Below are 20,835 nucleotides of genomic sequence, written 5' to 3' on the forward strand. Positions count from 1 at the left end.
TTCCCTGACAGACTCGGCCCATGTTGGAGACCTCGGCACGCCTGCTGCGCCTGCTCTCGCTGCTCCAGGCCCACCGCGAGTGGTCCGGCGCCGAACTCGCCGACCGGCTCGGCGTCACGACGCGCACGGTCCGCCGGGACGTGGACCGGCTGCGCGAGCTGGGCTACCCGGTCAACGCCAGCCCCGGCACCGGCGGCGGCTACCAGCTGGGCGCGGGCGCCCAGCTCCCTCCGCTGCTGCTGGACGACGACGAGGCCGTGGCCGTGGCCGTCGGCCTGCGCACCGCCGCCGGGCAGGGCATCGAGGGCATCGGCGAGACCTCCGTACGCGCCCTCGCCAAGCTCGAACAGGTGCTGCCGGACCGGCTGCGCCGCCGGGTGAGCGCCCTGAACGCCTTCACCGTGCCGATGCTGCGCGGCGGCCCGCCGGCCGCGGACGTCGACCCGGCGCTCCTCACCGAACTGGCCAACCTGTGCCGGGACGCCGAGCGGCTGCGCTTCGCGTACCGCACGCACGACGGCGCCGACAGCCGCCGTACCGTCGAGCCGCACCGGCTGGTGTGCACCGAGCGGCGCTGGTACCTGGTCGCCTGGGACGTCGACCGGGCGGACTGGCGGACCTTCCGCGTCGACCGCATCACCCCCAGGCCGCCGCACGGGCCCCGCTTCACCCCGCGCGAGCCGCCCGCCGAGGACCTGGCCGCCTACGTCTCGACGGGGGTCTCCACGCGCGCGTACGCCACGCACTCCTGCGTACGGCTGCTGGTGCCGCTGCACGAGGCCGCCGAGCGGATCTCGCCGTCCGCCGGGACGCTGGAGGCCGACGGCGAGGACGCCTGCCTCCTGCGCAGCGGCGCGCCGAACCTGGAGGTGATGGTCATTCACGTCCTGATGACCGGCTTCCCCTTCGAGGTGATCGAGCCCGCCGAGCTGACCGAGGAGATCAGCCGGCTCCGGGACCGGCTCGATGCGGCTCTGGCGCGGGGTACGGCTGCTGCTCCTTCTCGGCGTACTCCGGGTGGTGCAGGTCGAACGCCGGGGACTCCGAGCGGATCCGGGGCAGGGTGACGAAGTTGTGCCGGGGCGGCGGGCAGGAGGTCGCCCACTCCAGGGAGCGGCCGTAGCCCCAGGGGTCGTCCGTCTCGACCTTCTCGCCGTACCTGGCGGTCTTCCAGACGTTGTAGAGGAACGGCAGCGTCGACAGGCCCAGCAGGAACGCGCCGATCGACGAGACCGTGTTGAGCGCGGTGAAGCCGTCGGCCGCCAGATAGTCGGCGTACCGGCGGGGCATGCCCTCGGCGCCCAGCCAGTGCTGCACCAGGAACGTGGTGTGGAAGCCGACGAACAAGGTCCAGAACTGGATCTTCCCGAGCCGCTCGTCCAGCATCTTCCCGGTGAACTTCGGCCACCAGAAGAAGAAGCCGCCGAACACCGCGAAGACCACCGTGCCGAAGACCACGTAGTGGAAGTGCGCGACGACGAAGTACGAGTCCGTGACGTGGAAGTCCAGTGGCGGGGACGCCAGGAGCACCCCGGTCAGGCCGCCGAACAGGAACGTCACCAGGAAGCCCATCGCCCACAGCATCGGCGTCTCGAAGGACAGCGAGCCCTTGAACATGGTGCCGGTCCAGTTGAAGAACTTCACGCCCGTCGGCACCGCGATCAGGAACGACATGAAGGAGAAGAACGGCAGCAGCACCGCGCCGGTCGCGAACATATGGTGCGCCCACACCACGACCGACAGCCCGGTGATCGCCATCGTCGCGCCGACCAGCGTCAGGTAACCGAAGATCGGTTTACGGCTGAACACCGGGATGATCTCCGTGATGATCCCGAAGAACGGCAGCGCGATGATGTACACCTCGGGGTGCCCGAAGAACCAGAACAGGTGCTGCCACAGCAGCGCCCCGCCGTTCGCCGCCTCGAACACCCGCGCGCCGAACCGCCGGTCCGCCTCCAGCACCAGCAGCGCCGCCGCCAGCACCGGGAACGCCAGCAGGATCAGGATCGACGTGAACAGCGTGTTCCACGTGAAGATCGGCATCCGGAACATCGTCATGCCCGGCGCGCGCATCCCGACGATGGTGGTGATGAAGTTGACCGCGCCGAGGATGGTCCCGAAGCCGGACAGGGCCAGCCCCATGATCCACAGGTCGGGGCCGATGCCGGGGGAGTGCAGGGAGTCGTTCAGCGGCGCGTAGGCGAACCAGCCGAAGTCGGCCGGCCCGTCCGGGGTGAACAGCGAGCCGAGCACGATCAGCCCCCCGAAGGCGAACAGCCAGTACGACAGCATGTTCAGCCGGGGGAACGCCACGTCCGGCGCGCCTATCTGCAACGGCATCAGCTCGTTGGCGAAGCCCGCGAAGCTCGGGGTCGCGAAGAGCAGCAGCATGATCGTGCCGTGCAGGGTGAAAAGCTGGTTGTACTCCTCGTTGCTCATGATCTGCAGTCCCGGCCGGGCCAGTTCGGCGCGCATCAGCAGCGCCATGACGCCACCGGCCAGGAAGAAGCCGAACGCCGTGATCAGGTACAGGTGCCCGATCTTCTTGTGGTCGGTGATGGTGAGCCAGTCGACCACCACCCGCCCGGCCCGGTCCCTGCCGCGCACCGGCCCTGCCGTCGCCCCTGCCGTCCCGGTCCCCATCGCTCGCCCGCCCCTCCGCATCGTCGCGCCCGGGCCCCGCGTACCCGCGGACCGGCGCCATGATGCTCGCGGTGCCGCCCGCTCCGACAGGGGGCGTGCGGTGGGAATGTGCTGAATCCGTGAAATTCCTATGCGGTGTCAGTTGCCCCGGCGGCGGTTCCTGATTGCCGAGAAGGGAATGAGACCTGCGGACGCTGCCGGGATCGCGGCGGGGAACTTTCCGCCGGGTAATTCGACGCACTGCTCAGGGGGGCGTGAATTCTGTTCGATTGCCCCGGCGGGCGCTGCGGAAACCCTCGTACGTGTGAGGGAGTTCGAGGGATACGCGACCGTGTGGCTGTGACACAAGTGTGACGGGAGCCTGATACGACTCTTACCTTGCGCGGCGCGGTAGCGTGGCGGCATGGCACCGATTCCCACTCCGCCGGCGGAGCCCCAGGACAGTCCCGAAGGGTACGTCGGCCTCGACGCCACGGACGCCGAGCGGCTCGCCCGGCAGCGGGGGTGGTCGACGGTACGGTCACTGCCGCCGGGCGCGATCATCACCATGGAGTACCGGGTGGGGCGGCTGAACTTCGAGGTGCGGGACGGTGTGGTGTCCCGCGCCTGGAAGGGGTAGCGCGCCCCGAAGGGGCGCGGGGCTGTATCGGTATGCGGCTACCGCCGCGTGGGCGCGACGAGCCACTACGGAGCCCCGGACGAACGACTGCCGGTAGGTCAACCGCCCGTCAGGGGCCTGACCGGCTGGGTCGTGCCGCGCGGTAGGCGGTGGTCGGTGTGTGGCGGGCGGCGGCTGCCCGCCGGGGTGACCGGGGTGCGTTCCGAACGGGTCGTGTGCGGACCGGGGGCGAGATGGACCAGCCCTCTGGAGGCGCGGGTCGAGGCGACGGGCTCGGGCGCCGGGGCCGGCTGCTCGGCCGGGGCGCCGCGCGGCCGGAGCACCACCGGCGTGACGGGGACCACCGGTTCGGGCACGGGCCGGCCGCGGCGGGCGCGCCAGCGGTCGCGCAGGTCGAACAGCGCGTCCTCGGCCTTGGCGATCAGCGGCTCGAACCACGGCAGGGCCAGCAGGATCAGCAGGCCGGCGGCCCAGCCCAGCAGCACGTCGCTCAGCCAGTGCGTACCGAGGTAGACGGTGGTGAGGCCGACGCCCAGCGAGGTGATCGCGGAGAGCGCGGACAGCCAGCGGCGCGCTCTCGGGGTGGAGGCCAGATAGGCCAGGATGCCCCAGGTCACGACCGCGTTGGCGGTGTGGCCGCTGGGGAATATATCGCCGCCCCGCATCATCTCGTTCGAGCCGATCACGGTCGCGTAGTGCGGACCGAGGCGCCCCATGCCGTACTTGGCGGCGCCGACCGTGATGTTCAGCAGCAGCAGCGAGGTGGCCAGGGTGAGCAGCGGACGCAGGGTGTGCTGCCGCCAGGAGCGCCAGCCGAGCCAGGCCGCGACCATCACCGCGGTGGGGCCGCGCTGGCCGAGCACCACGTAATAGTCGAGGAAGGCGTGGATCTGCGGCCACTGCTGGTACGGCCGGAAGAACATGACCTGCCAGTCGAGCCGGACCAGCCAGGACGTGATCACCACGGCCCACACGATCGCCAGGTAGAAAGCCAGGGTCGCGGTGAACAGAACGACCCGGTGCCTGCTCATCCTTGGCACATCGATGTGGGCCGGTCGTTCCGGCTCACGGTCGAGTCTGGCGAACACCCGGTCCAGACGCCGGGTGAGGTTTCGTTCGGTACGCACCCAATCGACGTTACAGCGAGTGAGCTGTGTTCCCGGTCGAATCAGCGGGTTTGTGATGACGATGTGATGTGGGAAACCTCTCAAGGGCGGCTCGAATTCCAGGCATTCCGCAATCCTGTGAGGTCGTTCTCTGCAATTCCTTTGATCATGCCGGGCGTTGTTTATATGGCGCTTATGAATGCGTTAACCCGGTCCTGGCGCGGAATTTTCCCGAGCGTCATCGGCCGGAGAAGTCGATCAAGGAGGGCCGGAGCCGTTCAGCCAGAACGCCCCGTAGACCGCCGTGGCGACCGCCAACACGGCCGTGACCAGCACGGATCGGGACGTGCGCAGCCGGGCGAGGGCACCGGCGAGCGGCAGCAGCACGGGGAAGGCGGGCATCAGCAGCCGCGGCTTGGAGCCGAAGTAGCTCGACGCGCACAGGGCGAGGGCCAGGACGACACCCGTGTACACCAGCAGTTCGACCGGCTGACGCCCGCGGACGCCGCTCATGTACAGCCACAGCAGCAGGGCCACCCCGACGATCAGCCCGGCGCCGGCGAACGCGGACGGAAATGACGTGAACTTGTCGGCCACGAAGCGGGCGAACGCATAGCCTCCGTCGAACCCGTTGCGCCATCCGGCCTGAACGTCCAGGTACCCGAATACTCCCTGCCCGGTCCGCTGCCCGACCCAGAGCACATAACCGGCGGCGCCGAGCGGAGCGAGCGCCATGCCGAGCACGCGGCGCCATGCGGGGGCGGTGTGTGCGCCCGGTGCGCGCGCTGGGGCTTGCGTGCCATCGGACACGCCCGGCGTGGGCGCCGGGGCGCGCTCGTCGTCGTACGCGCCGGGGGTGCGCTTCACGCTCCGGTCCCGCACGAACGAGACCACGCCCGCCACCCATACCGCCGCGACCACCGCCGCCCCCACCGGCCGGGTCAGCCCCGCCAGCGCCGCCAGGGCGCCCGCGGTGATCCACCGTCCGGTCAGCAGCGCGTACAGGGACCAGGCGGCCAGCGCCGTGAACAGCGACTCGCTGTACGCCATCGACTGCACGATCCCGACCGGCAGCACCGCCCACAGCACAACGGCGCAGATCCCCACCCGGGGGCCGTACACCCGGTCGGCGACGGCGAAGATCCCGCAGGCCGCGCCGAGCGAGGCGAGCAGGCTGACGGCGAAGCCGGCGTCCGCGTACGACAGCGGTGCGACCGCGTGCCCCAGCCGCTCGAGCCACGGCAGCAGCGGGAAGAACGCCAGATTGGAGTGCACGTCGCCGTTGGGGAGCCGGACCTCGTAGCCGTACCCCAGTTCGGCGACCCGCGTGTACCAGAGCGAGTCCCAGCGCGCGGTCAGCAGGGTGTACGCGCTCTTGCCACGCGCGGCGCTCCACAGCGCCAGCACGACCAGCCCCAGGGCACGCACGGCCGCATAGCCCAGGAGGGCCGGTGCCGCCCGGCGCAGGAGTGGGGCGCGGGGTGGGGCCACGCGCGCGTCGAGATCGGTCACGGACCCGATTATCGACGGGCGATGGAACCGGAACGGCCCCAGGGGCGTGGTCAAGAGGGAACGACGTGGCGTACGCCACACGGGTTCCGTCCAGCGTGTGAGAGGTCCGCCACGTGTCCCCGTGGCGGACTCGCGTACGCTGACGAGTCACCCGCGTGGGTTTGCGCGGGCCGGAGACACCGCTCCTCTCCGGCCGTACGACGGGGAGTCCCCACCCCGTCGGTCCGCCCCGCGCGCGGCACATCTGGGAGGTACGTACATGTCCGGGACGACCACGGCTGCCGTACGGCCGTGCCGTCGGGCGGCCGGGGCCGGTGCCGCTGCCAACCGCTGGGTCGTTCTCGTCGTCCTCTGCGTCAGCCTGCTGCTCGTCGCCCTCGACGCGACCGTGCTGCACGTGGCGGTCCCCGCCGTCACCGAGGACCTCAGGCCCGGCGCCATAGAGCTGCTCTGGATCGTCGACGTCTATCCGCTGGTCTGCGCCTCGCTGCTGATCCTCTTCGGCACCCTCGGCGACCGGGTCGGCCGCAGACGCGTCCTGCTGCTCGGCTACGGCCTGTTCGGCATCGCCTCTGCCCTGGCCGCCTTCGCGCAGACCGCCGAGATGCTGATCCTCGCCCGCGCCCTGCTCGGCGTCGGCGGTGCCATGATCATGCCGGCGACCCTGTCGATCCTGCGTCAGGTCTTCCCCGACCGGCGCGAGCGCGCGCTCGCGATCGGCATCTGGAGCGCGGTGGCCGCCGTCGGCGCGGCCGTCGGCCCGCTGCTCGGCGGTTTCCTGCTGGAGCACTTCTGGTGGGGTGCGGTCTTCCTGGTCAACATCCCGCTGATGCTGGTCAGCCTCCCGGTGGGCCGGATCCTGCTGCCCGAGTCGCGCGGTGACGGGTGCGGTCCCTGGGACGTCACCGGCGCCCTGATGGCGGCCGGCGGTCTGTTCGGGGTCGTCCTCGGCGTGAAGCGGCTGGGCGGTGGCGAGGCGCCGGCGAGTGTGTTCACCGTGCTGCCGCTGCTGGTCGGCGTGGCCCTCCTCGTCCTCTTCGTACGGCGGCAGCGCAGGCTTCCGCAGCCGCTGGTGGACCTGCGGATGTTCCGCCGGCCCGCGTTCAGCACCTCGGTGGGCTGCATCGTGCTGGCGATGCTCGCGCTCGTCGGCCTGGAGCTGATCGCCGCCCAGTATCTGCAACTGGTGCTCGGGCTCTCCCCGCTGCAGACCGGCCTGAGGCTGCTGCCCCTGACCGTCGCGGCGATGGCGGCGGGCCTGGCGGGCGCCCGCATGCTGCGCCGCTTCGGGCCGCGCCGCATGGTCTGCTTCGGCTTCTGCCTCACCGCCGTCGCGGTCCTGACGCTCACCGCGATGGGCGGCACCGACAACGCACCGCTGCTGCTCGCCGGTTTCGTGCTGCTCGGCTTCGGTCTGGAGACCACCCTCTTCGGCGCCTACGAGTCGATGCTCAGCGAGGCCCCGGCGGAGCAGGCCGGCGGCGCGGCGGCGATCGGCGAGACGTCGTACCAGCTCGGCGCCGGCATCGGCATCGCGCTGCTCGGCAGCGTGATGAACGCGGCCTACGCGCCGCATCTGCGCTCGGTGCCGGGCGTTCCGCGGCACGCCTCGGACCGGGCGGGGCACTCGCTCGGCGAGGCCTATGACATCGCCGGACGGCTGGGAGGCAGCGCCGGGGAGACGCTGCGCCGGGCCGCGCGGGACTCCTTCGTGCACGGGCTGCATGTGACGCTGCTGGTGAGCGCGGGCCTGTTGCTGCTGGGCGCGGCGATGGCGCTGCGGCTGCCGCGGGTCATGCAGTGCGCGGAGCCCGCGGCGGCGGTGGAGCTGCCCGCGCCGAGGGAGGCGGAGTCCCGGGTCTCGGCCTGACGTACTGGACGTGTGGGACGGCGCACCGTAACGTCGGCGGGAGAGCCGTAACTAGCGCTGCTAGTTTTGCTGAGTTCCCGTGTCCCGGAGGGGTGTCCCATGTCCGCGTCCGCGAAGCTGCCGCCGTTCGATCCCACCGACCCGCTGGGGATCGACGACCTCCTGGACGCGGAGGACCTGGCCATCCGGGACACCGTCCGCGGCTGGGCCGCCGACCGGGTGCTGCCCTACGTCGCCGACTGGTACGAGAAGGGCGAGCTGCCCGGCATCCGGGAGCTGGCGCGCGAACTCGGTTCCCTCGGCGCCCTCGGCATGTCCCTGACCGGGTACGGCTGCGCCGGCGCGACGGCCGTGCAGTACGGCCTGGCCTGCCTGGAGCTGGAGGCCGCCGACTCCGGCATCCGGTCCCTCGTCTCCGTGCAGGGCTCGCTCGCCATGTACGCGATCCACCGGTTCGGCAGCGAGGAGCAGAAGCTTGAGTGGCTGCCCCGCATGGCGGCCGGCGAGGTGATCGGCTGCTTCGGGCTGACCGAGCCCGACCACGGCTCCGACCCCGCCTCCATGCGCACCCACGCCAAGCGCGACGGTGGTGACTGGGTGCTGAGCGGCCGCAAGATGTGGATCACCAACGGGTCGGTCGCCGGGGTCGCCGTCGTCTGGGCGCAGACCGAGGACGGCATCCGCGGCTTCGTCGTCCCCACCGACACCCCCGGCTTCTCGGCGCCCGAGATTAAGCACAAGTGGTCCCTGCGTGCCTCCGTCACCAGCGAACTGGTGATGGACGACGTACGGCTGCCCGCCACCGCCGTACTCCCGGAGGTCACCGGACTGCGCGGACCGCTCAGCTGTCTGTCGCACGCCCGGTACGGCATCGTCTGGGGCGCGATGGGCGCGGCGCGCAGCAGCTTCGAGGCGGCGCTGGAGTACGCGAGGACGCGGGAGCAGTTCGGGCGGCCCATCGGCGGCTTCCAGCTCACCCAGGCCAAGCTCGCCGACATGGCGGTGGAACTGCACAAGGGGATCCTGCTCGCCCATCATCTGGGGCGGCGGATGGACGCCGGCCGCCTGCGTCCCGAGCAGGTCAGCTTCGGCAAGCTCAACAACGTCCGCGAGGCGATCGAGATCTGCCGTACGGCGCGGACGATCCTCGGTGCCAACGGGATCTCCCTCGAATACCCCGTGATGCGGCACGCGACCAACCTCGAGTCGGTGCTCACCTATGAGGGCACCGTCGAGATGCACCAGCTCGTGCTGGGCAAGGCGCTCACCGGGCTCGACGCCTTCCGCTGATCCTCGTCAGCAGGCAGGGCCGGTGAGCGGCCCTGCCTCAGCTCTGGTTGAAGAAGCCGTCCTCGCGGTGGGCGGACGCCTCGCCGCTGATGATCTGGGTGTCGGCCGGCGTGAGCAGGAACACCCGGTTGGACACGCGGTCGATCGAGCCGCGCAGACCGAAGATGAGCCCCGCCGCGAAGTCCACGACGCGCTTGGCGTCGCCGGGCTCCATGTTGGTGAGGTTCATGATGACCGGGACCCCGTCCCGGAACAGCTCGCCGATGGCGCGGGCGTCCCGGAAGCTGTCCGGGGTGACCGTGCCGATCCGGCGGCCCTTCTCCTCAGCCGTGTCCGAGGCCACCTTCACCCGGGGGTCGGTGACCCAGGCGCCCTCGGACTCGGTGCCCTCGGAGTACTCGTCGTCGTAGTAACGCTCGTCATCGTTGTCGTCGACGAGGCCGAGCCACGCACTCGCCTTGCGTACCGATCCCATGGACGCCTCCTCTCACAGCGGTCTTTTTCTGCTTTCCGCATCCCTATGGTCATCCATGATGCGGACGGCGCGCCAAGTGGATAGACGCCGCGCGGGGGGTTTGTGACGGTACTGGTGCACAGCCGATCCGTCGAGAGTCCTTGTGCCCCAAGGGTCGTGACACATACGGCTGCTGACTGAGAGTGAAATATGATAGTCGTCGGCAGATGGGTGATGATCGGTGCGTCCGGGTGAACCTCAACGTCGTACCACATCACGGGGGACCGTCGTGTTCGGAATCGTCAGACCGTGCTCTCATCGGCTCGGGGAACGTCTCAAGGCCGAGTGGATGGCCCACTTGTGCGGACTCTGCCTCGCCCTGCGCCGCGACCACGGACAACTCGCGCGCATGGTAACGAACTATGACGGTCTTCTCATCTCGGTCCTGACGGAGGCTCAGTCCGGGCGGACCGCCGACGGCCGCCGTACGGCCGGGCCGTGCGCGCTGCGCGGGATGCGCACCGCGTCCGTGGCCCGGGGCGAGGGCGCCAGGCTCGCCGCCGCCGTCTCCCTGGTGCTCGCCGCGGCGAAGGTACGCGACCATGTCGCCGACCGGGACGGGCTGCTGGCCCACCGGCCCGTGGCCGCCGCGGCGCGCCGGGTCGCCGCGGGCTGGAGCCGGGCCGGCGCCCACAGCGGCGCCGCGGTCGGCTTCGACACCGCCGTCCTCGTCGAGGCCGTCGACCGGCAGGTGGGTCTCGAATCCCTCGCCGGCTACGGCACCCCGGTCCTGACCGTCACCGAGCCGACCGAGAGCGCGACCGCCGCCGCCTTCGCCCACACCGCGGTGCTGGCCGGACGGCCGGGCAACGCGACGGCGCTCGCGGAGGTGGGCCGGCTCTTCGGCCGGCTCGCGCATCTGCTGGACGCCGTGGAGGACCAGGAGGCCGACGCCGCGTCGGGTGCGTGGAACCCGCTGACCGCCACGGGCACGCCGCGGGCCGAGGCCCGCAGGCTCGCCGACGACGCCGTGCACGGCATCCGGCTCGCCCTGCGGGAGGCCGAGTTCGCCGACGGCAGGCTGGTCCACCTGCTGCTCGTGCACGAGCTGGAGCGTTCCGTGGACCGGGCCTTCGGCACGCGCGCGTGCGGACACGCGCCCGAGGCCTCGTTCGGACTGCCGCCCGGTCACCACGCGCCGAACGCGCCGGGACACCCGTACGGCACCCCCTTCGGCGGGCAGCCGCCGCACCCGGGCAAGCGGGGCTTCTGGGCCGGCTGCGCGGCCGCCCTCGGCCTGTGCTGCACCTGCAAGGCGTGCTGCGCCGACGAGTTCGAGGGGCCCTGGTCGCGGAAGAAGCGTGAGGGCTGCTGTTCCGACTGCGACTGCGACGACTGCGGCAGCCCCTGCGGCTGCTGCAACTGCGGCGGCGGTGGAGACGGCAGCGGCTGTGACTGTGACTGCTGTGGCTGCGACTGCTGTGACTGCGACTGCTGACCCGGTGACGGTCGCCGGTCTCAGGTCCCCAGTTCCGGAGGGCTGATCCGGGACCTTTTGATGGCCGACGCCGTCGTGCCCCACTTCCTGAGGATCCTGTCGTACGTGCCGTCGGCGATCAGCCTGTTCACCGCCGCCTGGAAGGCGGGCGCCAGCCTGGTGCCCTTCTTGAAGGCGAAGCCCACGTCCAGGCGGTGGTACTCGTTCAGGAACTTCAGCCCCTGCTGATGGGCCACGGCGTAGCCCAGGCCGTTGATGGTGGACATCACCACGTCGCTGCGGCCCTGCTGGACGGAGGACAAGATCGCGCTCGGTTCGGAGTACGTCTGCACCTGGTACGGCTTCTTGCCGGTGTCGGTGCAGACGTGCTTGTTCTCCTCCAGCGTGGCCTCGAAGGTCGTTCCGGCGCCGGTCGCCACGTTCAGCCCGCACAGCTGCCTCAGATCGGTGATCTTCGTCAGCCTGCTGTCCTTGCGGGCGGCGAAGCCCTGGCCGTCGTTGACGTAGGTGACGAAGTCGATGGTCTTGCGGCGCTCGTCGGTGACGCCGAAGTTGGACGCGCCGAAGTCGTACTTGCCGCTGTCCAGCGCGGGCAGGATCGCCTCGAAACTCGCCTGCTCCACCTTCAGCCGGATGCCGAGCACCTTGGCGACCGCCTTGGTGAAGTCGACGTCCTGTCCGGTCAGCGTCCTGCCGTCGGACAGATAGGCGGTGCCGGGCGGCGTGCCGCCGACGCTGACGGCGACGGTGAGGCGGGTGGTGCCGGCGGGCAGCAGCTTCGCCGCCGCGTCGTCCTTCTTCTCGGCCGAGACGACATCGGTGGTGGGTACCTGGTCGGATCCGGCGGCGACTGCCGACGTGCCCGTCCCGTCCGAGCCGCAGGCGGTGAGAAGCAGGGTGGCGGCCGTAATGCCAACAAAAGGTGCGAGAAGGCGCGTGCGCATCGGGGGCGGTCTCCTGGGAGCAGACAGGGTGGCAGAGCGCGAGGGGAGGGGAGTGCGTGTGAAGGCGAGGGAGGTGAAGAGGGAGAACGCGAGTGCGCCCGCCCGGAGGGCAGGCGCATGCAGGGGGTCAGCTCAACAGGAAGAGGACCACACGCGACCGAAGTCGATGTGGGAGCGGGTGACCAGCCACTGCTGTGGATGCATGGGCCAAGTGGAACAGGCATCCGGTTCCGCGTCAACTGACTTGAGACGTACGGCTCACAGTGCGGACAGCCTTGACAGGGCACCGAAACGACCGCGTACTCTCGACGAACGGCCCTGCTGAGGGGCTCGGCCGTACCCGCGCCGCGCGGCGCGCCCGTGTGAAGGCATCACCCTGACTCTTTCGCGTCACGGAGCCTTCGCATGTCATCCGACACCCTCGCCAAAGTCCCCGCCGCGGCGGAGAAACCCGATCCCGCCCACGCCCCGCGGATCGTCCCGCAGCGCCGGTACGGCCAGTGGGCGGCAGCCGTCGTCGTCCTCGCGCTGCTCGGGATCGCCGTCACCTCCGTCGCACGCAACAAGGCGTTCCAGTGGGACGTCGTCGCCGACTACTTCACCTCCGGCTCCATCCTGCGCGGCCTCTGGCTCACGCTGTGGCTGACCGCGGTCGTCATGGTCCTCGGCTTCGCCCTCGGCACCCTGCTCGCCGCCTTTCGGCTCTCCGCCAACCCCGTGCTCAGGGCGGTCAGTTGGGGCTACGTGTGGCTGTTCCGGTCCATCCCGATCCTGGTGCAGCTGCTGCTGTGGTTCAACATCGGGGCGCTGTACCCGCAGGTGTTCGGCCTGCGGACCGTCAACCTGCTCACCCCGGTCGCCGTCGCGATCGTCGGGCTCACCCTGCACGAGGCGGCCTTCGCCGCCGAGGTCGTCCGGGCCGGCATCCTCTCCGTCGACCGCGGCCAGATCGAGGCCGCCCAGGCGCTGGGCCTGAGCCGGTCGCGCCGCTGGTGGCGGATCGTGCTGCCGCAGGCCATGCGCTCCATCGTGCCGCCCGCCGGCAACATGCTCATCGGCACCCTCAAGGGCACCTCGATCGTCAGCGTCATCGCCGTCAACGACCTGCTGTTCTCCGCACAGTTGATCTACCACCGCACCTACCAGGTCATCCCGCTGCTGATGGTCGCGACCCTCTGGTACGCGGTCGTCACCTCGGTCCTCGGCCTCGGCCAGCACTACATCGAGAAGTACTACGCGCGGGGCACGGAGCGCGCCCGATGAGGCCGCAGCTGGTGATCGTGGGAGCCGGACCGCGGGGGACCGGACTGCTGGAACGTATCGCCGCCAACGCCCCCGAGCTGTACGCCGGTACGAGCCTCGACATCCACCTGGTCGACCCGCATCCGCCGGGCGGCGGCCGCATCTGGCGCGAGAAGCAGTCACCGCTGCTGTGGATGAACTCGCACGCCGAGGACGTCACCATGTTCACCGACGAGACGGTGGTCATGGAGGGCCCGGTGCGCGAGGGCCCCACCCTGCACCAGTGGGCGGGCCTCGACGGCAGCACCTTCACCGACCGGCAGCTCCAGGGCCGCTATCTGCGCTGGGTGTACGAGCGCGCGCGGGCCGAGCTGCCCGAGGGCATCACCGTCCACCACCATCCCCGGCGCGCCCTGCGGATCAGCGGCCCGCGCGAGGGCCGCCAGCAGGTCTGGCTGGAGGGCCGCCCGCGTCCCCTCCTCGCCGACCTGGTGATCCTCGCGATCGGCCACCTCGACGCCGAACTCGACGACAGCCAAGCCGAGTTGGTTGCCTACGCCCGCGCGCACGGCCTGGTGCACCTGCCTCCCGACTTCACCGCCGACACCGACCTGTCCGCGCTGAAGCCCGGCGAACCCGTCCTCGTGCGCGGCTTCGGGCTGGCCTTCGTCGACCTGATGGTGCTGCTCACCGAGGGCCGCGGCGGGCGGTACGAGGGCGACACCTATGTGCCCTCGGGGCGCGAGCCGGTGCTCTACGTGGGCTCGCGGCGCGGCGTGCCGTACCACGCGAAGATCGGCTACGACTGGACCGGCGACCGGCCCCCGCTGCCCCGCTTCCTGGGACCGGCCGAGATCGAGGCCCTGCAGGCCAGGCCGGAGGGCTTCGACTTCCGGCGCGATGTGTGGCCGCTGGTGGAGAAGGAGCTGGGCTTCGCCCACTACCACCGCCTCTTCACCGCCCACGCCGAGCGTACGGCGATGGCCTGGGCCGACTTCGAGGAGAAGTACACGGCCGCGAGCGACGTCGCCGAGGTGCGGGCGCTGGCCGCCGCCGCCGTACCCGACCCGGCCGACCGGCTCGACCTCGCCGCGCTCGACCACCCGCTGGACGGGGTGCGGTACGCCTCCCACGAGGACTTCCAGGACGGCCTGCGGGCCTATGTCGCGGCCGACCTGAGCCGCCGTCACAACCCTTCGCACAGCGCCGATCTCGGCGTGTTCCTCGGGCTGCTCTCCGTCTACGGGCAGCTCGTCCGCCTCGGGAACATCGGCCCCTGGTGGCACGGCTTCTTCAGCTACCTGGCGTCCGGGCCGCCCGGACCCCGGCTGCGGCAGATGCTCACGCTGTCCCGGGCCGGGCTGCTGAAGTTCCTCGGCGCGGACATGACCGTCACCGCCGAGGACGGGGTCTTCCGGGCCACGAGTCCCACCGTGCCGGGCTTCTCCGCCGAGGCCCGGGCGCTGGTCGAGGCCCGGCTGCCCGAGCCCACCGTCGGCCGGGCCCGCGACCGCCTGCTGCGCCAACTGCACGCCGACGGCGCCGCCGAGACCCCCGACGGACTGCTCCGGGTCGACCCCGGCGACGGCCGGATCCTCGACGGCGCGGGGCAGCCGCATCCCCGGCGCTTCGCGCTCGGCCCGTACACCGACGCCCGCTCCCCCGGCGCCTTCACCCGGCCGCGTACCGGAGGGGCCGCGTTCCGGCAGAACGACGCCACCGCCCGCGCGGCGCTGGCCTTCCTGAGCACCTCACCGAGAAGGGAACCCGCACGATGAGCGTCATGGTCGACATCAGGTCGGTGCACAAGAGCTTCGGCCCGCTCGACGTCCTCGAAGGTGCTGTGAGGATGGGTGCCGCTGGGGGCCGAGGGATGCCGAGGCGCCGGGCATGAGCAATCTGCTGCATCTCGCCGCCGCCGTCGATCTGCCGGACTGTTTCGGCGCCGAACCGTACGTCGAGCTGGTCCGGCTGGCCGAGCGCGGTGGGCTGGACTTCGTGACGCTGGACGACTCCTTCGCCCGGCCCGGGCCCGACGCGCTCGCCGTGCTGTCCCGGGCGGCGCCCGCGACCCGGCGCATCGGCCTGGTCCCGACCGTCACCACCACCCACACCGAGCCCTTCGCGGTGCAGTCGGCCGTGGCGACGCTGGACTGGGTCAGCGGGGGGCGGGCCGGCTGGCGGATCGACGTGTCCGCCGGTGAGGGCGAGGCCCGGCTCTTCGGCCACCGGCCCACGGCGCCCGTCGGTCAGCTGTGGGAGGAGGCGGGCGAAGTCGCCGACGTGGCCGCGAAGTTGTGGGACAGCTGGGAGGACGGCGCGGAGATCCGGGACATGCCGGGCGGCCGTTTCCTGGACCGGGACAAGCTGCACCGCGTCGACTTCACCGGCACGGCCTTCTCGGTGCGGGGCCCCTCGACCGTGCCCCGGCCGCCGCAGGGCCACCCCGTCCGGCTGGTCGACGCCACCGAACGCCAGGCCCGTACCGTCGCCGCCCGGTACGCCGACGTGGCCCTGGTCCGCGCCGCGACCCCGGCACAGGCCGGCGCCGTACGCGACGAACTGCGCGCGGGGGCCGCCGAGTTCGGGCGTAACCCGGATGCCCTGCGGGTCCTGGTGAGCCTGCTGGTGGACCTCGGCGACGGCGAGCACGCGGCCGAGCCCGGACACGGGGGCGGGGGCCCGCGGGCGACCGGGCGGGGGCCGCTGTACCGGGGCGGCCCGGTCGACCTGGCCGAACTGGTCACGGGCTGGTACACCGACGGGGTCGCCGACGGCTTCCACCTCGTGCCCGTCGAGCCGCGCCGTGACCTGGAGCGGCTGGTCAACGGCACGGTGGCGCTGCTCCAGCACCGCGGCCTGTTCCGCACCTTCTACCCGGGCAGCACCCTGCGCGAGCACCTGGGCCTGGCCCGGCCCGCCAACCAGTACGCCGTGTCCGGGAGGAACGTCATGGCCGGGGGAACGTCATGACCGTACGAGCACAGATGCACCTGGCGGTCCGGTTCCCGGCGGCCGGTGACACAGTGGAGGGGAGGACCGGTCCGCCGACCGGCCCGCGGATCGGGTACCACGCCTGCGAACGCCTCGCCCGCACCGCCGAGCGCGGGCGGTTCGACTTCCTGCTGCTCGACGGGGGACTGCGGCTGCCCGAGCACCGAGGGCGGCTGCACGACCTGGACCCGGTGGGATGGCCGGAGCCGGTCGTCGTACTGAACGCGCTCGCCGGAGGCACCGCACGGCTGGGGCTCGCCGCGACGGAGGACACCGCCTTCGGCGAACCGTACGAACTCGCCCGGAGAATCGGCACGTTGGACCATCTGAGCGGAGGCCGGGCGGCCTGGCGGGTGGCGGCCACGCCGGACGCCGCCGAGAATTTCCGCCCCGGTGCCCACCCGGAGCGCGCCCCCGGTTCCACGAGGACGGCCGAGTTCGTCACCGTGGCGAGGCTGTTGTGGGACTCCTGGACACCCGACGGTCTGCCCCGGCCGGTCACGCACCGGGGCCGGCACTTCGACCTCGCCGGCGAGTTCGGGCTGCCGCGCTCACCCCAGGAGCGGCCCGTGGTGATCCACGGCGACGAGTCCGAGGAGACCCGGGAGCTGGCAGCGGCCACGGCCGATGTGCTCCTCACCCGGCACGGCCCGCCCGAGACGGCCCGCGCCCGCCGTGCCGATGTCCGGCGGCGGCTCGCGGCGTACGGCCGTGCGCCACAGGCCCTGAAGGTCATGCCCGCTGTCACCGTCGTCCTCGGTGACACCGCCGCCGAGGCGCAGGAGCGGGCCGCCGGGATCATTCGGCAACGGGTCACCCCGCGGTATGCGCGCTACGCGCTGGAGCGACTCTGGGGCGTGGACCTCTCCGGCCACGACCCCGACGGCCCGCTGCCCGGGATCGCCCCACGGAGCAGCGATCCCGAAACCCTGGCGCGCGTCGCCAGATGGCGGGCGCTGGCGGAGGAGAAGGGGCTCTCCAGCCGGGAGACCGTGATCGAGACGAGCGGCAGGCCGTCCTTCGTCGGCACCCCCGACGCGGTCGCCGCCGACCTCGACGCCCATGTCCGCGAGGGACTGGCCGACGGTTTCCTGCTCGCGGCCGACGGGCTGGAGGAGTTCGTGGACCGGGTGGTGCCGCTGCTCCAGGAACGTGGCGTGTTCCGCACGGAATACCGGGGCGCGACTCTTCGCTCCCATCTCGGGCTGGATCACCCGGCGGGGAAGGCTGATCGCGGATGACGCAAGTGACGCGGATGGAGCGGATGGCGCGGATGGCGCGGATGGCGCAGGTAACGCAGATGAAAGGAAAGACGGTATGACGACGGACGCGGCCGATGCATGGAAGCAGTGGCACGAGACGCGGATCGAGCGGGTCTCGGCGCCCTACGGGCCGCTCGCGCTGACCGCCACGCACTGGGTGGAGGACTATCCGGACGGGCGACTTCCGGCCATTCCCGGGACCTGGGTGGCCGACGGGGAGGGCGTGGTGCTCACCGCCGGCGCGACCGACGGCCTGAGCGTGGACGGGCGGCCCTTCGCGGGTGAGGTCCGGCTCGCCGCCGACCCCGGGCCGGAGGCGCGGGCGCGGGTCGCGCTGGGAGAGAAGCGGCTGTTCGTCCTGGTGCGCGAGGGCGTGTGGGGCGTGCGGGTGTTCGACCCCGCCTCGGCGGCCCGGCGCGCCTTCCAGGGCATCGAGGCCACCCCGTACGACGCCCGCTGGTCGGTGCCGGGGCGGTTCACGCCGTACGACGGCACCCGCACCGTCCGGGTCGGTAACGCGGACGGGCGCGAGCGGGGGCTCGCCCTCGCCGGTGAGCTGGCCTTCACGCTGGCCGGACGGGAGCTGACGCTGCAGGTCGCTCAGCAGGGCGACGGGCTGCTGTGGGCGGTGTTCGCCGACGCCACCAGCGGCGGCACCAGCTTCCGGTTCCGCTTCCTGTACCCGGCCGCGCCGGACGCCGAGGGGCGTACGGCCGTCGACTTCAACCGTGCCCAGCTCCCGCCGTGTGCCTTCGCCGACCATTTCATCTGCCCGTTCCCGCCCCCCGGCAACACGCTGGAGGTGGCGATCGAGGCGGGGGAGCGTGCGGTGAGCTGACCTGTACGGGGTGGAGCGTGCGCTGAGCCGGTGTCAGGGACTGCCACGTAAAGGTGGTTTAAAGCCCAACGGCCGAAAGGCACTCTTGTGCCGACCGGTCATTCGGCCGAATACTCCCCCTCAGCGCTTGTCAGGGGGCATGCATGTTCGCAACCCGGCGCGCCCCCTGGCTGCGCCTCACCGGCCCCGACCCCACGCGGGCCCCCGACTTCCCCTGGGAGGGAACGAAAAGTGAGGATCAAGCGCAACACTCCCCACATCGGCACTGCGAGACGGACCCGGCTGATCGCCGTGGCCACCGGTCTCCTCGCCGCGGCCGCGTTCGCCGCCCCCACCGCGAACGCCGACGGCGACCACGCGTTCAGCGCCGCCCAGCTCAGCAAGGCCAACGACGCCGTTCTCAAGGCCGACGTACCCGGTACGGCCTGGGCGGTGGACAGCAGGACCGACCGCGTCCTCGTCACCGTCGACAGCACCGTGTCCAAGGCCGAGATCGCCAAGATCAAGCGGCAGGCCGGCGCCAACGCGAACGCGCTCACCATCAAGCACACCCCGGGTAAGTTCAACAAGCTGATCTCCGGCGGCGACGCCATCTACGGCGGCCAGTACCGCTGCTCGCTCGGCTTCAACGTGCACAGCGGCAGCACGTACTACTTCCTCACCGCCGGTCACTGCGGCCAGGTCGCCTCGACCTGGTACAGCAACTCCAGCCACACCACGGTGCTCGGCACCAACGTCGGCTACAGCTTCCCGGGCAACGACTTCGCCCTGGTGCGGTACACCAACTCCTCGATCTCGCACCCGAGTGCCGTGGGCAGCCAGTCCATCACGAGCGCGGCCACGCCGTCCGTGGGACAGACCGTGTACCGGCGTGGTTCCACCACCGGTACGCACAGCGGCCGGGTCACCGCGCTGAACGCCACCGTCAACTACGGCAGCGGTGACATCGTCTACGGTCTGATCCAGACCACGGTGTGCGCCGAGGGCGGCGACAGCGGCGGTCCGCTGTACGGGGGGACCGTGGCCTACGGGCTGACCTCCGGCGGCAGTGGTGACTGCACCTCCGGTGGTACGACGTTCTTCCAGCCGGTGACCGAGGCGTTGAGCTACTACGGGGTCACGCTGCCCTGACGGGTTCGGCTTCGAGTCCGGTTTCGGGTTCTGGTTCGGCGAGCCCCCGCATGCCGCTTGGCGTGCGGGGGCTTCCTCGTGGGTGTCGGGCGTTCGGTTTCGGCCAGTCGGTGTCGTCACCGTCCGGTGTGGGTCACGTGCGCGTCGTGTTTGCTGTGCGAATTCCCCCTGGGCTGACTGTCCACGGTCAAGCAGGGAGGGGGCGCAAGGCCTCTCTACGCGCGTCCTGAAGTCAACCTTGTGTGCTCCCCGCGTCGTTCGGAAGAGTGGACGCTCGTCAACCAGCCTTCCGGTCCGGCGAGTCCCCACAGCTCGCGGACCATCCCCCCACAGGAGGACGTGAGTTGAAGCACCGACGCATACCCAGGCGGCGGGTCGCCGTGGCCGGCGCGGGCATCGCCGCACTGGTCGCCGCGGGTGTCACCTTGCAGAATGCGAACGCCAGTGAGCCTGCGAAGTCGGCTACGGAGACGAAGGTCCTGTCCGCTCCGGCGGCCGGAAACCTCGCCTCGACGCTGCTGAGCCGCCTCGGGTCCGAGGCCGCGGGTGGCTACTACGATGCCTCGGCCAAGAGCCTCGTCGTCAACGTGGTCGACCAGAAGGCGGTGCACGCCGTCGAGGCGGCCGGGGCCAAGGCGAGACTCGTCGCCAACTCGTCGGCCGAACTGGACGGCGCGCGGACCGTCCTGAAGAAGGACGCGACCATTCCGGGGACGTCCTGGGCGACCGATCCGGTGAGTAACAAGGTCGTCGTCACCGCCGACAAGACGGTCTCCGGCGCGAAGTGGGCCAAGCTGAGCAAGGTGGTCGGCGGGCTCGGCGGCAGGGCGGAGCTGAAGAGGTCGAAGGGGGAGTTCAAGCCCTTCATCGCCGGTGGTGACGCGATCAGCGGGTCCGGCGGGCGCTGCTCGCTCGGGTTCAACGTGGTCAAGGACGGGCAGCCGTACTTCCTGACCGCCGGGCACTGCACCGCGGCGATCTCCGCCTGGTCGGACTCCAGTGGCCAGGAGATCGGGCAGAACGCGGAGTCCCACTTCCCGGGGACCGACTTCGGGCTCGTGAAGTACACGGCGCAGGTGGACCACCCGAGTGAGGTCGATCTGTACGACGGGTCCACGCAGAAGATCACCGGGGCCGCCGAGGCGACGGTGGGGATGAAGGTGACGCGCAGTGGGTCGACGACCCATGTGCACGACGGTACGGTCACCGGGCTGAACGCCACGGTGAACTATCAGGAGGGCACCGTCAGCGGTCTCATCCAGACCGATGTGTGCGCCGAGCCGGGGGACAGCGGTGGGTCGCTGTTCTCGGGGAGCAGCGCCATCGGGCTGACGTCGGGTGGTAGCGGCGACTGCACCTCCGGCGGGGAGACGTTCTTCCAGCCGGTGACCGCCGCGCTCTCCGCCACGGGGGCGCAGATCGGCTGACGCCT

Annotated in this window: 16 protein-coding genes and 1 pseudogene; 12 read left to right on the forward strand and 5 right to left on the reverse strand. The window is 71.3% G+C overall.

Features of this window, described 5'->3' with window-relative positions:
- The first annotated feature begins 20 nt into the window (after nt 1–20).
- Nucleotides 21–1,067 (forward strand): helix-turn-helix transcriptional regulator, encoded by a 1,047-nt coding sequence (locus tag FB563_RS26110; protein WP_079048899.1) that lies wholly within the window; start codon nt 21–23, stop codon nt 1,065–1,067.
- On the opposite strand, the pseudogene ctaD reads toward FB563_RS26110, so the two are convergent.
- Nucleotides 958–2,643 (reverse strand): annotated as a pseudogene (gene ctaD, locus FB563_RS26115) (aa3-type cytochrome oxidase subunit I); the annotation flags it as partial. The gene FB563_RS26110 and the pseudogene ctaD sit on opposite strands and share 110 nt — an antisense overlap.
- 403 nt (nt 2,644–3,046) lie before the next feature.
- Here ctaD and FB563_RS26120 point away from each other — a divergent pair.
- Complete coding sequence (locus FB563_RS26120; RefSeq protein WP_055707550.1) at nt 3,047–3,262, forward strand: I78 family peptidase inhibitor; 216 nt, start codon at nt 3,047–3,049, stop codon at nt 3,260–3,262.
- Between the two features lie 98 nt (nt 3,263–3,360).
- On the opposite strand, the gene FB563_RS26125 is transcribed toward FB563_RS26120, so the two are convergent.
- Both FB563_RS26125 and FB563_RS26130 read right to left on the reverse strand, forming a co-directional pair.
- Nucleotides 3,361–4,389, reverse strand: a complete 1,029-nt coding sequence (locus FB563_RS26125; protein WP_055707549.1) for a phosphatase PAP2 family protein — start codon at nt 4,387–4,389, stop codon at nt 3,361–3,363.
- Nucleotides 4,390–4,626: 237 nt separating this feature from the next.
- Complete coding sequence (locus tag FB563_RS26130; RefSeq protein ID WP_055707548.1) at nt 4,627–5,880, reverse strand: glycosyltransferase family 39 protein; 1,254 nt, start codon at nt 5,878–5,880, stop codon at nt 4,627–4,629.
- A gap of 259 nt (nt 5,881–6,139) precedes the next feature.
- Here FB563_RS26130 and FB563_RS26140 point away from each other — a divergent pair, with 259 nt between their 5' ends.
- Nucleotides 6,140–7,750: an MFS transporter gene (locus FB563_RS26140; RefSeq protein WP_142218930.1), complete on the forward strand. Its 1,611-nt coding sequence runs from the start codon at nt 6,140–6,142 to the stop codon at nt 7,748–7,750.
- Between the two features lie 99 nt (nt 7,751–7,849).
- Nucleotides 7,850–9,040, forward strand: coding sequence for an acyl-CoA dehydrogenase family protein (locus FB563_RS26145; RefSeq protein ID WP_055710257.1), 1,191 nt, complete (start codon nt 7,850–7,852; stop codon nt 9,038–9,040).
- Nucleotides 9,041–9,077: 37 nt separating this feature from the next.
- On the opposite strand, the gene FB563_RS26150 is transcribed toward FB563_RS26145, so the two are convergent.
- Nucleotides 9,078–9,515 carry a cell division protein SepF gene (locus tag FB563_RS26150; RefSeq protein WP_055710258.1) on the reverse strand — a complete coding sequence of 146 codons (438 nt, stop codon included), beginning with the start codon at nt 9,513–9,515 and terminating at the stop codon, nt 9,078–9,080.
- Between the two features lie 268 nt (nt 9,516–9,783).
- Between FB563_RS26150 and FB563_RS26155 the strand changes: the two genes are divergently transcribed.
- Nucleotides 9,784–10,992, forward strand: coding sequence for a DUF5685 family protein (locus FB563_RS26155; protein ID WP_079049120.1), 1,209 nt, complete (start codon nt 9,784–9,786; stop codon nt 10,990–10,992).
- A gap of 20 nt (nt 10,993–11,012) precedes the next feature.
- Here FB563_RS26155 and FB563_RS26160 read toward each other — a convergent pair whose 3' ends face one another.
- Nucleotides 11,013–11,936 (reverse strand): ABC transporter substrate-binding protein, encoded by a 924-nt coding sequence (locus tag FB563_RS26160; RefSeq protein WP_055710260.1) that lies wholly within the window; start codon nt 11,934–11,936, stop codon nt 11,013–11,015.
- Between the two features lie 405 nt (nt 11,937–12,341).
- Between FB563_RS26160 and FB563_RS26165 the strand changes: the two genes are divergently transcribed.
- The 7 genes from FB563_RS26165 to FB563_RS26195 all read left to right on the forward strand — a co-directional run bounded on the left by FB563_RS26165 (nt 12,342) and on the right by FB563_RS26195 (nt 20,830).
- Complete coding sequence (locus tag FB563_RS26165; RefSeq protein ID WP_055707111.1) at nt 12,342–13,199, forward strand: amino acid ABC transporter permease; 858 nt, start codon at nt 12,342–12,344, stop codon at nt 13,197–13,199.
- Complete coding sequence (locus FB563_RS26170; protein ID WP_055707110.1) at nt 13,196–14,956, forward strand: FAD/NAD(P)-binding protein; 1,761 nt, start codon at nt 13,196–13,198, stop codon at nt 14,954–14,956. The genes FB563_RS26165 and FB563_RS26170 overlap by 4 nt, the downstream gene beginning before the upstream one ends.
- 112 nt (nt 14,957–15,068) lie before the next feature.
- Nucleotides 15,069–16,151, forward strand: coding sequence for an LLM class flavin-dependent oxidoreductase (locus FB563_RS26175; RefSeq protein ID WP_142218931.1), 1,083 nt, complete (start codon nt 15,069–15,071; stop codon nt 16,149–16,151).
- Complete coding sequence (locus FB563_RS26180; RefSeq protein WP_142218932.1) at nt 16,148–17,413, forward strand: NtaA/DmoA family FMN-dependent monooxygenase; 1,266 nt, start codon at nt 16,148–16,150, stop codon at nt 17,411–17,413. Before FB563_RS26175 ends, FB563_RS26180 begins: the two co-directional genes overlap by 4 nt.
- Before the next feature lie 76 nt (nt 17,414–17,489).
- On the forward strand, nt 17,490–18,272 hold the full coding sequence (locus FB563_RS26185) for a DUF1684 domain-containing protein (RefSeq protein ID WP_055709535.1): 783 nt from the start codon (nt 17,490–17,492) through the stop codon (nt 18,270–18,272).
- A gap of 231 nt (nt 18,273–18,503) precedes the next feature.
- The gene (locus FB563_RS26190) at nt 18,504–19,403 is read left to right on the forward strand and encodes a S1 family peptidase (RefSeq protein WP_055709534.1); all 900 of its coding nucleotides are present in this window, start codon (nt 18,504–18,506) and stop codon (nt 19,401–19,403) included.
- Nucleotides 19,404–19,747: 344 nt separating this feature from the next.
- Nucleotides 19,748–20,830 carry a S1 family peptidase gene (locus FB563_RS26195; RefSeq protein WP_142218933.1) on the forward strand — a complete coding sequence of 361 codons (1,083 nt, stop codon included), beginning with the start codon at nt 19,748–19,750 and terminating at the stop codon, nt 20,828–20,830.
- The last annotated feature ends 5 nt before the right edge of the window (nt 20,831–20,835 follow it).

The organism is Streptomyces puniciscabiei, from assembly GCF_006715785.1.
Classification (GTDB): domain Bacteria; phylum Actinomycetota; class Actinomycetes; order Streptomycetales; family Streptomycetaceae; genus Streptomyces; species Streptomyces puniciscabiei.